This is a genomic window from Parasphingorhabdus sp. SCSIO 66989, from assembly GCF_032852305.1.
Taxonomy (GTDB): Bacteria; Pseudomonadota; Alphaproteobacteria; order Sphingomonadales; family Sphingomonadaceae; genus Alterisphingorhabdus; species Alterisphingorhabdus coralli.
This window is the reverse complement of the sequence record NZ_CP136594.1, coordinates 703,079-716,244: the sequence shown is the minus strand read 5'-3', so window position 1 is coordinate 716,244 and position 13,166 is coordinate 703,079. Positions and strand designations below refer to the sequence as shown.

General features: G+C 55.7%; 12 protein-coding genes and 1 tRNA gene. 3 read left to right on the top strand and 10 right to left on the bottom strand.

Translation table 11 applies throughout. The features are described 5' to 3' along the window. Window positions 1-18 precede the first annotated feature (18 nt). From RB602_RS03265 to RB602_RS03255, 3 genes are all read right to left on the bottom strand, one after another. Window positions 19-330: a hypothetical protein gene (locus RB602_RS03265; RefSeq protein ID WP_317082910.1), complete on the bottom strand. Its 312-nt coding sequence runs from the start codon at window positions 328-330 to the stop codon at window positions 19-21. Between the two features lie 109 nt (window positions 331-439). Continuing rightward, a complete protein-coding gene (locus RB602_RS03260) occupies window positions 440-3,517 on the bottom strand; it encodes a TonB-dependent receptor plug domain-containing protein (protein ID WP_317082908.1) in 3,078 nt (1,025 codons plus the stop codon). 68 nt (window positions 3,518-3,585) lie between these two features. After that, window positions 3,586-3,906, bottom strand: a complete 321-nt coding sequence (locus RB602_RS03255; RefSeq protein WP_317082906.1) for a hypothetical protein — start codon at window positions 3,904-3,906, stop codon at window positions 3,586-3,588. A gap of 149 nt (window positions 3,907-4,055) precedes the next feature. Between RB602_RS03255 and RB602_RS03250 the strand changes: the two genes are divergently transcribed. After that, window positions 4,056-4,583, top strand: a complete 528-nt coding sequence (locus RB602_RS03250; RefSeq protein WP_317082904.1) for a hypothetical protein — start codon at window positions 4,056-4,058, stop codon at window positions 4,581-4,583. A gap of 22 nt (window positions 4,584-4,605) precedes the next feature. On the opposite strand, the gene RB602_RS03245 is transcribed toward RB602_RS03250, so the two are convergent. From RB602_RS03245 to xseA, 3 genes are all read right to left on the bottom strand, one after another. Then, on the bottom strand, window positions 4,606-5,526 hold the full coding sequence (locus RB602_RS03245) for a M23 family metallopeptidase (protein ID WP_317082902.1): 921 nt from the start codon (window positions 5,524-5,526) through the stop codon (window positions 4,606-4,608). Beyond that, on the bottom strand, window positions 5,526-5,735 hold the full coding sequence (locus RB602_RS03240) for a DUF2093 domain-containing protein (protein ID WP_317082901.1): 210 nt from the start codon (window positions 5,733-5,735) through the stop codon (window positions 5,526-5,528). Before RB602_RS03240 ends, RB602_RS03245 begins: the two co-directional genes overlap by 1 nt. Before the next feature lie 77 nt (window positions 5,736-5,812). Continuing rightward, the gene (xseA, locus tag RB602_RS03235; protein ID WP_317082899.1) at window positions 5,813-7,291 is read right to left on the bottom strand and encodes an exodeoxyribonuclease VII large subunit; all 1,479 of its coding nucleotides are present in this window, start codon (window positions 7,289-7,291) and stop codon (window positions 5,813-5,815) included. Between xseA and purD the strand changes: the two genes are divergently transcribed. Beyond that, window positions 7,290-8,567: a phosphoribosylamine--glycine ligase gene (purD, locus tag RB602_RS03230; protein ID WP_317082898.1), complete on the top strand. Its 1,278-nt coding sequence runs from the start codon at window positions 7,290-7,292 to the stop codon at window positions 8,565-8,567. The two genes, xseA and purD, sit on opposite strands and share 2 nt — an antisense overlap. Window positions 8,568-8,619: 52 nt before the next feature. Continuing rightward, on the top strand, window positions 8,620-9,159 hold the full coding sequence (locus tag RB602_RS03225) for a hypothetical protein (RefSeq protein ID WP_317082897.1): 540 nt from the start codon (window positions 8,620-8,622) through the stop codon (window positions 9,157-9,159). 28 nt (window positions 9,160-9,187) lie between these two features. Here RB602_RS03225 and RB602_RS03220 read toward each other — a convergent pair whose 3' ends face one another. The 4 genes from RB602_RS03220 to RB602_RS03205 form a co-directional block, all read right to left on the bottom strand. Further along, window positions 9,188-10,162, bottom strand: coding sequence for a TonB family protein (locus tag RB602_RS03220; protein WP_317082895.1), 975 nt, complete (start codon window positions 10,160-10,162; stop codon window positions 9,188-9,190). A gap of 37 nt (window positions 10,163-10,199) precedes the next feature. Further along, window positions 10,200-11,348: a slipin family protein gene (locus RB602_RS03215; protein WP_317082893.1), complete on the bottom strand. Its 1,149-nt coding sequence runs from the start codon at window positions 11,346-11,348 to the stop codon at window positions 10,200-10,202. Between the two features lie 455 nt (window positions 11,349-11,803). Next, window positions 11,804-11,877 (bottom strand) — tRNA-Leu (locus RB602_RS03210). Between the two features lie 221 nt (window positions 11,878-12,098). After that, window positions 12,099-13,118, bottom strand: a complete 1,020-nt coding sequence (locus RB602_RS03205) for a cupin-like domain-containing protein (RefSeq protein ID WP_317082891.1) — start codon at window positions 13,116-13,118, stop codon at window positions 12,099-12,101. Window positions 13,119-13,166 lie beyond the last annotated feature (48 nt).

The following is a 13,166-nucleotide window of genomic DNA, read 5'->3' as shown; positions in this document are numbered from 1 at the left end:
CAGCCAAGCAATTGTGAATTACGGTACCCCGCTGGTGCTGCCCTGCTGGTGCATATCAATGAAGTCACGCGAACTATCATTGCCAGTTCTAAGGGCTTCCGCCCATTCCGCATTTGTCATGCATATTCTACGCCGCTTGGCCAAAGAACCTATCACAGGCTCACTCCGACAACGGACATAATCAGGGTGGTTGCGATCTGTAATCTTCTTTTTCTTTTCCTCAGCCTTGGCTTCCTCGGCAGCGGAATCCGTGGATTGTTCCGAAGTGCCCGTAGGAGCAGCCAATGCTAGTCCAAGGACAGTAGCAGGCACTATGAATGAAATCGTCACTCTGATTCCCCTAACTCTTTTTATGGCTCCATCCTAACATGATCTGACCATAAAAAGAAAGGCGGACCCTCAGGCCCGCCCTCCTAATTTTCGTCAAACCAATCAGTGGTCAGAAACGCAGGCGTGCACTTGCAGTGTAGCGACGGCCAAGCGGATCATAGGACGAAGGATAGACATTACCGCTGTTAAACGCGGTCGTACCGATGTTTGATCCAACGACATGAGGCTGGTTGTCAAACAGATTCTGCACCAGGAAAGTAAACTGCAGATTCTCAGTCGCATCCCATTGCAGAGTCAGGTCAAAATAATGCTCATCCGGGATGAAGCGGAAGTCCTCATCAACGATACAGCTACCGCCATCAGCACCCAATGGATCAGGGCACTCATCAGGGCCAAGGGCCTGAGCAGTAGCCAACTCACGCTCGAACTGTAGCGGCTCATAATCGAGACCGCTCAGGAAACGCCAGAACAGCGAAATAGTAACCGAGTCATCAAAGATGAATGATGTGCGCTGGTTAAAGGCAAACTCGGACTGTGGAGAACCGCTTGTGCCATCTGCACTTGCAACGGAGCCGCAGTTAACGCTGAACAAACCAATACACTCACGATTGACAAGATCATCACGCGCTTGCAATTCGCTATTCAACGTCCATGTGCCGTTGAATGACAGGTTAAGCGCGATATTATCGGTCAGATCTGTGCCATAATTGATGCCAAGATCGAAGCCATCTGTCTGAATCGTACCATTGTTGGTCAACGGACGGATAAGACCCAGCGTATCATCTGGAGCTCCGTCAAGGCCGCCGGTCAGCGGGTTACGCGAGATATTGGCAATTGAGCATGAAGGATTGGTTGGCGATGGATCATCAAAGCAAGCGCCGATAATATCGCCTACAGTTGGAATTGTGATCGCATCATTGACAGTGATATTCCAGTAATCCAGCGTGACCGTCAGACCAGGAGCAAAATCCGGTTGGAAAATGGCACCTACTGTCCATGTTTCAGCCTCTTCTGTTCCTAGGTTGGCATTGCCACCCTGGGTAACATTAATCTGGCCCGCCGCAGGTGGCTCAACCAGACCATTCTGGATCGCCAATGCGCCAGGACTCCCAGCCTCAACCTGACCCAGGCAAGTATCCAAAAGCACGCCGGTTACGGCGCCCTGACAAGGATCAATCTGCAAATTGTCAAGACCAGTGGTTACCGGCGTGAACAGTTCACCGATATTCGGAGCACGTGCCGCACGCTGATAGTTACCACGGAAGGTCAATCCGATGACCGGAGTCCAGCTAGCGCCTAGCTTCCACGTCCATTCGGTACCCGCAGTTGAATAGTCAGAGAAGCGAACACCCGCCTCAAGGATCAATTCCTCAGCGAAAGCCTGACCCTCGATCAACGGCACGATCAACTCACCGAAAACATCAAGCACGTCATAGCCACCATCGAGGTCTGGATCGGCACCACCACCGCCAACGACCGCTCCGGGGGTTTGAGAGGCTTCGTCCGAACGACGAGTCGCGGTGAATTCGCGATACTCAACGCCCGCAGCAAAAGCGACTGGGGTATCTGCGATAGCAAAACCGCCAAAGTCCCCTGAGATGGTTCCGTTTATGGTAGCTACGGTGGATGTGTTGGCAACCTGCTGTGTCAAGTTAAAGACGTAATCAACGGCCTCTTGCGAACCGAGATCCCCCTGCAAACCAAAAAGATTAATCGGTGCGCAACCGCCTGACGGATCAATACAAGCTGGGCCGCCAGCACCAGGAATAGCGAGCAGGCTTTGCTGCAAACGCTCAAACCGGGCAAAACCGCTCTGGCGCTGAATACGCTCACTCTCACCATAGGTACCTGAAACGTCATAACGGATAGAGTCAGTAATGTTACCGCGAACACCCGCTACAATATTAAACAAGGTCGTTGTGAAGTCTGAGTTACGCGTACCAGCTTCCACAGTACGACGGCGTATACCGACATCGAACTCACGATAGTCGGGGTTGGCAGAACCATCAGGCAAAGTAGCGCCAAATTGGGTGTTGATACCCGCCTGGCATTGAGCGTCGGTCAGCGCTGTCGGATTCCCGTCAGCGCCAGCAGGGCCAAGACCCTGACAGAAAGTGTTGGCCACTGCAGTAGGAATAAACGGGTTGTTGAGGTTCAAACGATAGGTATTGAAGAACGAACCACCCGGCGCAATGATCGTCGACACGGTTTGGCGAGAGAAAGTGCCCTGCGTGTAAACTTCAGCATTATCGCTAATTTCATAGCGAGCAGAACCAAAAATATTGAAACGCTCGAACGGTGTTTGGAAAATGTTGAATGGATTAAAGTTAAATGGGCGATCAAACGGCCCCAATGCTTGTCCATCGGGCGTAAGCTGACGCAATCCGCCAGTCCCCGGACCGGTGACGGTTGCCGGAACAGCGTTAGAAGAACCGCCAGGGTTGCCGGAGAACGAACTGATATTGAAAACCGAGAAGTCGCGATCGCCTTGAAGCACTTCGTCAGCACTTTGATAACCAACGCTCAAAACCGCATTACCACGCCCATCGTCAAAATTGGCGCCCATCGTCACGTCGGCACGGAATATGTTGCCGTCACCTTGTTCAGTAATCCGATTGGAAACATTGATGTCCAATCCAGCATAATCACGACGAGTAACAAAGTTGACTACGCCGGATACTGCATCGGCACCATAGGTTGTCGTAGCACCACCGGTAAGGATATCTGTACGCTCCAAAACAGCCAGCGGAATGGAGTTCAAGTCGACTTGTCCAGAAAAGTCAGCAGGAACGAACCGCTTGCCGTCGAGAAGAACCAAGTTCCTCTGAGCGCCAAGGCCACGGAGGTTCACAAAAGACGCACCGCCATTGCCGTTGTTCACTGCAGAGCCAATGCCTGGGACTGAGGCCGGCAACTCACGCAAAAAGTCTTCAGCAAGGTTGGTCTGACGCAAGTCAAGTTCTTCAGAAGTAATAACACCAACTGGACTGGAAGACTCAATGGATGGGTTCTGAATCAGTGTGCCTGTGACGACAATCGGATCATCATCAGCAAACTCGTCTTCAGCACCCTGAACATCGTCAGGCGTTTGGTCCTGCGCAGAAGCAGGCGCCGCTATCAGCGCCAAGCCTAATACGAGTGGCGCCGCACCCATTTTAAGCTGCTGAGCAAAATCTTCTTTTTTCACGTAAACTTCCCCTTATTGGTTATCTGATGCGCCGCGCGACATGCGAAAGCGCTTTTGTGGCCGCGCGGCTATGCTTGAACAAAATGCTGGTGCTTTCCCTCAATAGTGAAGCGAACACCTTGTTCCGCTACCCATGCTTTACATTTGCCGTCGCATTCATTGGCTGTAAAGCACGGGACGCCGGAAAATGGCACTTTCAGGGCCCGGTGAGGCAAAATTGCAACAATTGCGTCGGTTGTGGAAGATAATGATTCACTGGCCACATTTGGCGAAAAAAGCCGCCATTGTTGCGGTTTTATTGCGATGGAGCAGCCACGTTTCAGGTCATCAAAATGGCGCCCGCAGAGATTTCTGGCTGCAGCAAAATGCACCTCTTTTTTACATTTCACCCATGGTTCATTTGGATTCCCCATTACTTCAAGAGTAATAATTGCCTTTCACTCAGACTCGATTATGGCGAGGCACAACTCCTGAAACGGGCGAAACTGGTTTTGGAGCAATTGTCTGATTGGAGGGATCTATGACTAAGAAGAGTCTCATGTTTCTCATACTGCTTGGAGGCTCGCTGTCCGGGGCTCTGGCGATTACCGCTCCCTTAGAGGCGCAGGAGGGCGTGCGATCTGGTTCAACTGACGCAGCAAAGAAACTCTATGCCTGCCTCGAGATTGAAGACGATGCTCAAAGGCTGACTTGCTACGACCGGGAAGTTCGGTCCTTTAGTCAGGCGCAGACTTCCGGTCAGGTCATTGTTGCCGAGCGCAAGGATGTCGAGCAAGCAAGACGCGAACTTTTCGGATTAAGCCTTAGCGAGAATCCGTTATTTGCCGACAAGGATGATGAAGGCGTCAACAGCATTACCGCGACCGTCACCGCGGTTCGGCAAACGCGGGATGGCAAGTGGATCATGGCTTTGGATACCGGGGCAAGGTGGATGCAGACCGAGGCCAGACGCACACGCCGGGGGCCGCGAAAGGGTGATGTCATCGAGATCTCGCGCGGCGCATTCGGTGCTTTTGTCGCTAAGCCTGAAGGTGGTCGCGCGTTTAAGGTCAAACGGCTTAACTAGGCCGCATCCAAGCTGATTTAGCTCAACCCATGGGCCCCGTCAGCAAGATCGGGTCGAGCCTTGCCGCGCCCCATTTCATGCTCCAGTGGAGATGCGGGCCGGTGGAGCTGCCAGTGGTGCCGATATTGCCGATATATTGGCCTTTGCGCACAGTATCACCTTCCTTCACCGCGATTTTGGAAAGGTGCAGAAAAGCGCTATTGAGGCCCATGCCATGGTCGAGCATCAGCAAATTGCCTTCCAGCGAGAAGGGTTTGGCTGCGGCCAGTGTGACCACGCCATCGGCGGGAGCGACAATCGGCGTTCCGGTGGGCGCAGCGATGTCGATTCCGGTATGATAGCCGCCGGGCGTGCCCGCATAGATGCGCTGATTGCCGAACATACCGGAAATACGCCCTCTTGCTGGCCAGGTGAACTCCTGTCGCCAACCTTCAGAACCCGTGTCCATCGCCCGCGCTGCAGCGATTGCTTCCAGCTCCGGTGTGCGACGGCTTAGCCAGGACGCACTGGCAGTGCGCTTGCGCCGAGGCAGATTGACGCGTTGAATCACCCATTTGCGCTTGGCGATAGAGATAAGCTGATTCTGGCGTGTGCCTGAAGCGAATTCAGCGGTGACCAGCGCCGAGGATTCAGCATCGCGGTTGAATGCGACCATGAAGCGGCCATCATCCGCCACCTTCACCGGCTCTCCGTTGAGCATCAGCGACGAGAGATCACCTTGAACCTGCCCCAGCAATACACCGCCCTGAATCGAGCTGCTATCGATTACCAGCTTCTCCGCGGGAAGCAGCGCCTTGCCAATGGCCAACGCACGATCCGCTACCGCGGGTGTCGTGGATGAAGACGTATCTACGCCCTGAGGGTCAATCTCGGGCGCGGCAAAAGCGGTGCCTATGGCGAGAGCGCCAAACCCCAGTGCCAGGACCGATTTACGAACCGGCATTATTGGCCTGCTCCCGCCAGAGCCGCCTGTACCGAAATCTCGGCCGTCGCATAGGGCTGCTGTTTATCAACACTCCAATAGCGCAAATCCTCCAGCGGGATGCGCTCGCCCGAAACCGCGCACACCACATGGTCGCCCGAGGACACGATACGGAAGGTGCCGGGCAGATATTGCAATTTCGCCATACGGTTTTTGTTCGATAGCAACATATTGTATCCCTACGATATTTGTTCTGACTATAGCCTTTACAAGCCCGATTGGGAACCGTCTGTTGCGCAAACTGCCTTTAAAGCAGTTTCGGCTGATCCGCATTTGGAGCTGATGGCTTGCGTCTAGTCGGCTTCTTGGCAGGTGCAGCAGGCGGCGTTCTCGCAGGCTCTGCCGCACCTTCAATCCGCGCGGCAACCGCGCCATCGGCAAAGTGGAGATGGACCTCGCCGGCAGTCTTTGCTGAGCTGCTGGAAGCCACAATCGCACCTTTTGTGTCAGTCACTTTAGCATAGCCGCGCTGCAGCGGCGCATCAGGATGGCATTGCGCCAAAAGCCGCTCGAGTGCTCCCAATCGCTCTGCGCCGCGTTGCAATGGTGCGGTGACCAAAGCCGGACGCAAAGGCACACGCGCCAGATCACGCGCGGCATTCTCGGTGCGGCGCATCAGCATATCCGGACTGAAGCGACCCGATATCCCGCGCAGACGATCATTGGCACGCTGATGGCTGAAGCCCAGCGCCCTGCCCAGTCTTTCACCCTGATCATCAAGCCGTTGTGCCGCCGGAGCGAACAGCGCTTCTGGTCTGGGCAGCAATCTTGCCCGCTGTTCCAAACGCTCGGTAGCCAGCGCCTGTTGCCGCCGCACCGCACGGCTGGCGCGCAGGCCGAGCTCATTAAGCTGGGCCGCAATCTCGGCACGCACTGGCACCGCCATTTCCGCTGCAGCCGTGGGTGTTGGTGCGCGGCGGTCGGCCACATAATCGGCCAATGTGGTATCGGTCTCATGCCCGACTGCGCTGATCAGCGGAATGGTGCAATCGGCGATGGCGCGGACCACGACTTCTTCATTGAAGCTCCATAAATCCTCAATCGATCCGCCACCGCGCGCGACGATAACCAGATCAGGCCGCGGAATCTCGCCACCCTCGGCCATATCGGAGAAGCCGCGTATCGCGCCCGCAATCTGTTCTGCCGCACCCTCGCCCTGTACCAGCACCGGCCAGACCAGCACATGGCTGGGGAAGCGGTCAGCGAGACGGTGCAAGATATCGCGGATCACCGAACCGGTCGGCGATGTGACCACGCCAATGGTGCGCGGTAAAAACGGCAGCGGCTGCTTGCGCTCGGGCGCGAACAGCCCTTCCTCGCCGAGCCGCGCTTTCAGCTTTTCAAACAGCTGCATCAGCGCGCCCTCGCCCGCCATTTCGAGCCGGTCGATAACAATCTGATATTTGGAACGCCCGGCATAGGTGGTGATCTTGCCGGTGGCGACAACATCCAGCCCGTCCTCTGGCGCAAAGCCCAGGCGCCCGGCATTGCCGCGCCAGATCACGCCATCAATTACCGCCTTGTCATCCTTCAACGCCAGATAGACATGGCCAGAAGCGGCGCGCTTGAACCCCGAAATCTCACCGCGCAAGCGTACATGGCCAAAACGGTCCTCCACCGTGTGCTTGAGCGCGGCAGATAATTCGGTGACAGAGAGCGGCGGCGCATTGTCGCCCGCCGGGCTCTTGGCTAACACAGGACCGGAATTATCACTGGGAGCGGGCATGAATATCCTTTTAATCGGTGGTGGCGGGCGCGAACATGCCCTTTGCTGGAAGCTGGCGCAATCGCCCAGTGTCACAAAAATTTTTGCCGCACCCGGCAATCCGGGGATGGCTGAGGATGCGGACTGTGTAGCGCTGGCTGTTGGCGATCATCAGGCGGTTGTCAGTTTCTGCGAGGAAAATGCGATTGATCAGGTGGTGATTGGACCGGAGGCACCGCTGGTGGATGGCCTCGCTGACAGCCTGCGCGCGGCGGATATTGCGGTATTCGGGCCCTCAGCAGCGGCGGCACAACTGGAAGGCTCAAAGGCGTTCACCAAGGCGCTGTGTGATGAAGCGAATATTCCCACCGCCGCCTATGTCCGCGCCTCAAATATAACCGAAGCCCGCGCGGCACTGAGCGGTTTCAGCCTGCCGGTGGTGATCAAGGCCGATGGACTGGCCGCTGGCAAAGGCGTGATTATCGCCGAGACTGCCGAGGAAGCCGAAAACGCGATCGGCCATATGTTTGCCGGTGGTTTTGGAGACGCTGGTGCCGAGGTGGTAGTCGAGGAATTTCTAAAGGGCGAAGAGGCCAGCTTCTTTGCGCTTACCGATGGCGGGACGGTAGTCCCCTTTGGCACAGCCCAGGACCATAAACGCGTCGGCGAGGGCGATACCGGCCCCAATACCGGCGGCATGGGGGCCTATAGCCCTGCGCCGGTGCTTACCGATGCGCTGCAGGCTGAGGTGATGGAGAAGATTATCACGCCGACAGTCAAGGCAATGGCGGCGCGCGGCACGCCCTATTCCGGGGTACTCTATGCCGGACTGATGCTGACCGCCGACGGGCCCGAGCTGATCGAATATAATTGCCGCTTTGGTGACCCGGAATGTCAGGTGCTGATGATGCGGCTGGAGAGCGATCTCGCAGCGTTGATGCTGACCGTTGCGGAGGGTCGGTTGGCCAATGCGGATGCACCCACCTTTGCCGATACCAACGCGATCACCGTTGTGATGGCCGCCAAAGGCTATCCCGGCACCCCCGAAAAAGGTGCACCGCTGGACGATCTCGACCATGCCGAAGCGCGTGGCGCAAAAGTGTTTCATGCAGGTACCAAGGTTCAGGATGGTCAGCTTGTCGCCAATGGTGGCCGAGTGCTTAACGTAACTGCCACAGGCGAAACCCTGAATCAGGCGCGCGAGGACGCTTATGCCGCTCTCGACATGATCGATTTCCCGGGCGGTTTCTGGCGCAGCGACATCGGTTGGCGCGAGATTGCGCGGGACCGCCATTGACTTGCCCCACCTGCCCCGCGCATATGCGCTGACGCTTTGAGAAGGGCAGGAAATGACAACGCAAAACTGGATCAACGAAAACTGGATTGTCATAGCGGTCGCCGTCGCGATTTTCGTGGCGCTGCTGCTATGGCTGATGCTGCGCCGCAAAGGCGATAGCGCGGTCACGCTGGACGAGAGCGAAACGCCCGCGCTGGAACAGGAGAAGACGCTCGATCAGGGCCGCGATGAACTGATCATCGAGAAACAGCCCGAGGCCAAAGCCAATCCGATAGCCGCCATGCCCGCCCCCACAGCGGCTGCCGCAGAACCCGCAGCCGAAGGCAAGCTCAATATCGCCGCTGCAGTTGGCGAACCCGATGATCTCACCAAGATCAAAGGCCTCGGCCCCAAGCTCAGCACCTTATTGGGGACGCTGGGCATCACCCGCTACGACCAGATCGCCGCCTGGAGCGAGGCCGATATTGTTGAAGTTGACGGCTATCTCGGCAAATTCGCCGGACGCATCACCCGCGACAATTGGGTCGATCAGGCGGGATTTTTGGCCAAGGATGATATCGCCGGGTTTGAGGCGAAATATGGGAAGGTTTGAGGGTACAGCCTCAAGGGGAAGTGCATTATTATGGTATCTGAAAGCGAATATTGATAATGTAGTAAGAGGCAGTGGTTTCACCGTCTGCATTGATTGCGGGAGAAAATTTCGCGCGCCTTATAATTGAGCCGCACACCGCTTTATCAAATTCTTTAGGTCTGGTCGTGCGCTGGATATGGCAACCAGTAATCTGCCCCTCCCGATCAATCATTATCCGCGCAGTAACAAGAGCAGGCTGCCCGGCCTGCAGCATATCAGACGGATAATCAGAAGGTCTGATCCATTTGGAGCGCTCGACGAGAGGCGTAACTTTCTCCCTTAAGGATTTTTGCGTTTCAGGATTAAGGCCCCAAGATGTGACAAGATCATCTGTGCATTGTTCCATAGCCGCAAACGGCTTTTCCATGAGACCAAGATCAAGCCTTACATCTCGCCTCAGTGGGCTGCCAATGGACAATGCTGATATCCCATTCTGACTTGCTCTGATAGCGACATCAGGAATACTCTCTGAGTCTTCAGTCGTGTATAAACCATTGCCACTGCCAGAGAATACCATCGCTGGCAACTCACCCAAATCGCCTGAAAAAAAGGGAACTTGTAATAGACTACCGGTCGGCTCAAAGCGTATATTGCTGGATTTTTGATCACGGCGTGTTCTGACGGGTTTTCCTGCAACTAGCATAGAAAAGCTTAAGCTGGGCGCATAACGGCTCATACTAAAAATAGTCTTTTCGTCGCCTTCACCAAATTGCCGCAGCATGCGACACCCATCTTCATCATAACTCAGAATCCATTTCCCACTTGGTTTAAGAACCAATGGTTCTTTTTTTGCAACGGCGCTTGAAAGCGGCGTGATACCAAGAAGCAGGGCGGCACCCAGCAATATAGTATTTGAGCAGTGTCTAATCATGAGGCCAGAGTACAATATCTTCAGGAATAAACTCAAATAATATCTGGTAGATTGTTCACGAATTAAAAACCCCGGCACGCCCTTAAAGCGCACCGGGGTTTCTTTTTGGGCCGGTCAGTCGGCTGCCCGATCAATCGTCGGAAAGCTTGACCAGGTCATTCATCAGGCCAACCGTACCATTGGTAACCGTCAGCTTGTCGACCTTGGTCGCGATGCTTTCCAGCGATTCCAGCTCCTTCAAGCGGAGCATGACCGGGTTGTCCGCCATCACCTTGGCCGTGTTCAGCAACGAACGGGTTGCGTTCGTTTCTTCACGACGCCGGATGACATTGGCTTCCGCCTCCTTCTGGGCGGCGACGACCTGGTTCAGGATTTCGCGCATCTCGCCCGGCAGGATAACATCCTTGAGCGCGATGTCCGAAACCTCAATACCGATATTGGCCATATCGGCACGGACCTTCTCTGCCGCTTCGGCATCAACCGAGACCTTCTTTTCGAGGATCTGGTCGAGCGTCATGGCGCCGAGCGTCTTGCGGAACGCGTACTGCAATCCGCGATAGAGCGCATCGACAAAGTCACGCACCTCGGTCACCGCCTTGACCGGATCAACAACGCGGTATTCCGCCGCAATGTTGACCCGCAGCGTTACCCGGTCACGGGTCAGGATTTCCTGCCCCGCCACATCGAGCGACTGCCGCGCCAGATCGATCTGGCGCGCAGTGACCTTGCGGCCCGGGGTCCAGTAACCATAGACACCCGGTGCCAGCGTATCAGCCAGCTGACCGTCGATCGAGACGAGCGCGGTCTTGCCCTCGTCAACCTCGACCAGCATCACCTGCTGCATCTGGCCCGCCTTGATCAGCCGCTTGAGCAACTTGGCCGAGACTCGCGGCTCATCGGCAATATCGATAAGCTGCGATGTCCAGGGACCAGCATCGGTCCACAGGATCAGCTTGGCATCCGGCTTGAGAATGGTGTTGATCATTCCGTCGCGTTCGATGACAGCTATCTCGTTTTCGCTCGTGCGGACCTGGGTCAGATGTGTCGCCACATCGTCTTCCAGCCGGTCAAGCACAGCCTGGGTATAGGCGGAGACAAACAGCTGGCGATCCAGCATTTGCCTTTCGACCATCAGGCTACCGTCCCAATTGGGCAGCATGTGCTCACCCGGTCCGATAATGCCTTTAGCCACACCCTTATAGAGCCAGACGGCCCGTTCATTTTCATTGATGAGCACGCGCTTGCGCCCCATCAGCTTGTCAATCAATCGCTTTATCATATCATTCACCAATTCTATCCGGCTAAGTCACTCGGATTTCCTTTCTTCTTCACTTTGTGACGGAAACCATTTTCCGCCTCTTCTCTTCCCCCCGATAAAAAGGACCGGGGATCGGTGGCATGCCGCATGGCGGGTGACGCAGGAGCGGGCTTGGCAGCATCCCGGACAGAGCCAGCCGGTTCGAAAACTGGCCTTGTCGATCCGGGTGCGGCTTTGCCTTCGCTGCGCACCGGTCCATTTGGCATGGATCAGGAAGCGGGCTTGAGGCCGCGCCAGCACCCGAAAGCACCTTTGCCGCCCGCCACCGGCTTTCCGTCACATGCCGATCCCCAACCCCTCAAAATTGCAAACAGCTTAAAAGGCTGTTGTCCATGTTAAGGACGAGTGCGGAGCAGGAATCGAACCTGCAACACCGGAATTATCATTTCCGTGCTCTACCGTTGAGCTATCCAAAGGGCATTGAGACGGGAATCGAACCCGCGCTCCTAGCACCTGAAGCTAGTGCTCTGTCCAACTGAGCTACTCATGCAACCGATCTGACGGTGCAGCATCCGTACACAAAGGCCCGATCAGAACCCTGTGCGGGTGGGCCCTGCAGAGACCCTTACCGTTGATGTCCGCCCCATCCGATGACCGGGGGACGCGCCGTCTATGCGCGTTGATTTCAGAGCGCAACAAAAAAATCGCATATAAAGAAGTATTTATATGTCAGAAAAATGACAGCGGGCCGGTTGGCGTCTGTATCCGAGCCTAAAATGCCGTGTCTTTGATATAGTCGCTGTAGAAATCATTGCCCCTGGCAAAGCCGGTAAAGGACATGCTGATGGTGCGGTCGAGGCCGGTGACATGGTGCCACCAGCCGACGGGCAGAAAGATCGCCTCGCCGGGTCCAATTTCACATTCGAGCATAGCTGGCATGGTGTTGCTTTCAGTCTCCGCCTGATCGAAATCCTCGGCAGTCCATTGGCTGAAGCAATGCTCATGGTTGCGCATCTGGGCGACATGATGCGCGGCGACCATGCGGATATGTTTGCGGCCATCGATCTGAACCAGCAGATTATTGGTCAAGTCATGGTGGAACGGTGTGATTGTGCCCTTTGGGCCCATCCAGAAAAAGCCATTGGCAACGCCGTCTTCAGCCAGAAGCGGCAGATCGCCGAGATCACTCCATAGAGCAGAAAGCGCCTGTTTGTTGGTGGTGTCATTATAGGCGGTGATATAGAAATCATTGCTGACCTCGTCGGCGCGCAGGTCACGGATTACATCGGCCATGCGGACATGGCGGGTGTGCCGGGTTTTGGCGATTTCATAATCCTCACCGGAATCCCGATCACCCTGTAGCTCAACCACAGCATCGCCTACCTTCTCTTCCAGATAGTCGAGCGTCCAGCGCTCCAGTGCGGGCCAGTGATCGATCAGCCCGGTGAGCTTGACCGGGCGATTGCTATAGTAAAACTCACGGAAGAACTGCTCGGGATCAATCGCATCAACGGTCGGAATAGCCGTCTGGCGATCATCCATCGCGGCCAGCTTGCCATAAATACCCAGCGTCCAGTCGCGCTTGCCGAGGCGAGCGTTAAGCCTTTTCGCCGCGACGAAAAGCGGGTCTTTGGGCGCGCGCGATAGCTCATAGCGGGCCTTGGATTCACTCATACCGGCAGCCAGCAGCCGCTGAAACATTTCCGCTTCATCGCAGCCATCAAGCAGCGCCTCGGCCAACAGGCTGCGCGTATCGGTCTTGCCTTTGGGAGCCTTTGCTGCGGTTGCCATGCGTCATCTCTCATAACGGCCCAGAATCGGCATGATGTATAACAGGAA

What these genes read in the sequence shown, in the direction of transcription:
- RB602_RS03250 (WP_317082904.1), top strand. Translation starts at nt 4,056, where the DNA reads ATGTTTCTCATACTGCTTGGAGGCTCGCTGTCCGGGGCTCTGGCGATT.
- RB602_RS03245 (WP_317082902.1), bottom strand. Translation starts at nt 5,526, where the DNA reads ATGCCGGTTCGTAAATCGGTCCTGGCACTGGGGTTTGGCGCTCTCGCC.
- RB602_RS03240 (WP_317082901.1), bottom strand. Translation starts at nt 5,735, where the DNA reads ATGTTGCTATCGAACAAAAACCGTATGGCGAAATTGCAATATCTGCCC.
- purD (WP_317082898.1), top strand. Translation starts at nt 7,290, where the DNA reads ATGAATATCCTTTTAATCGGTGGTGGCGGGCGCGAACATGCCCTTTGC.
- xseA (WP_317082899.1), bottom strand. Translation starts at nt 7,291, where the DNA reads ATGCCCGCTCCCAGTGATAATTCCGGTCCTGTGTTAGCCAAGAGCCCG.
- RB602_RS03225 (WP_317082897.1), top strand. Translation starts at nt 8,620, where the DNA reads ATGACAACGCAAAACTGGATCAACGAAAACTGGATTGTCATAGCGGTC.
- RB602_RS03215 (WP_317082893.1), bottom strand. Translation starts at nt 11,348, where the DNA reads ATGATAAAGCGATTGATTGACAAGCTGATGGGGCGCAAGCGCGTGCTC.
- RB602_RS03205 (WP_317082891.1), bottom strand. Translation starts at nt 13,118, where the DNA reads ATGGCAACCGCAGCAAAGGCTCCCAAAGGCAAGACCGATACGCGCAGC.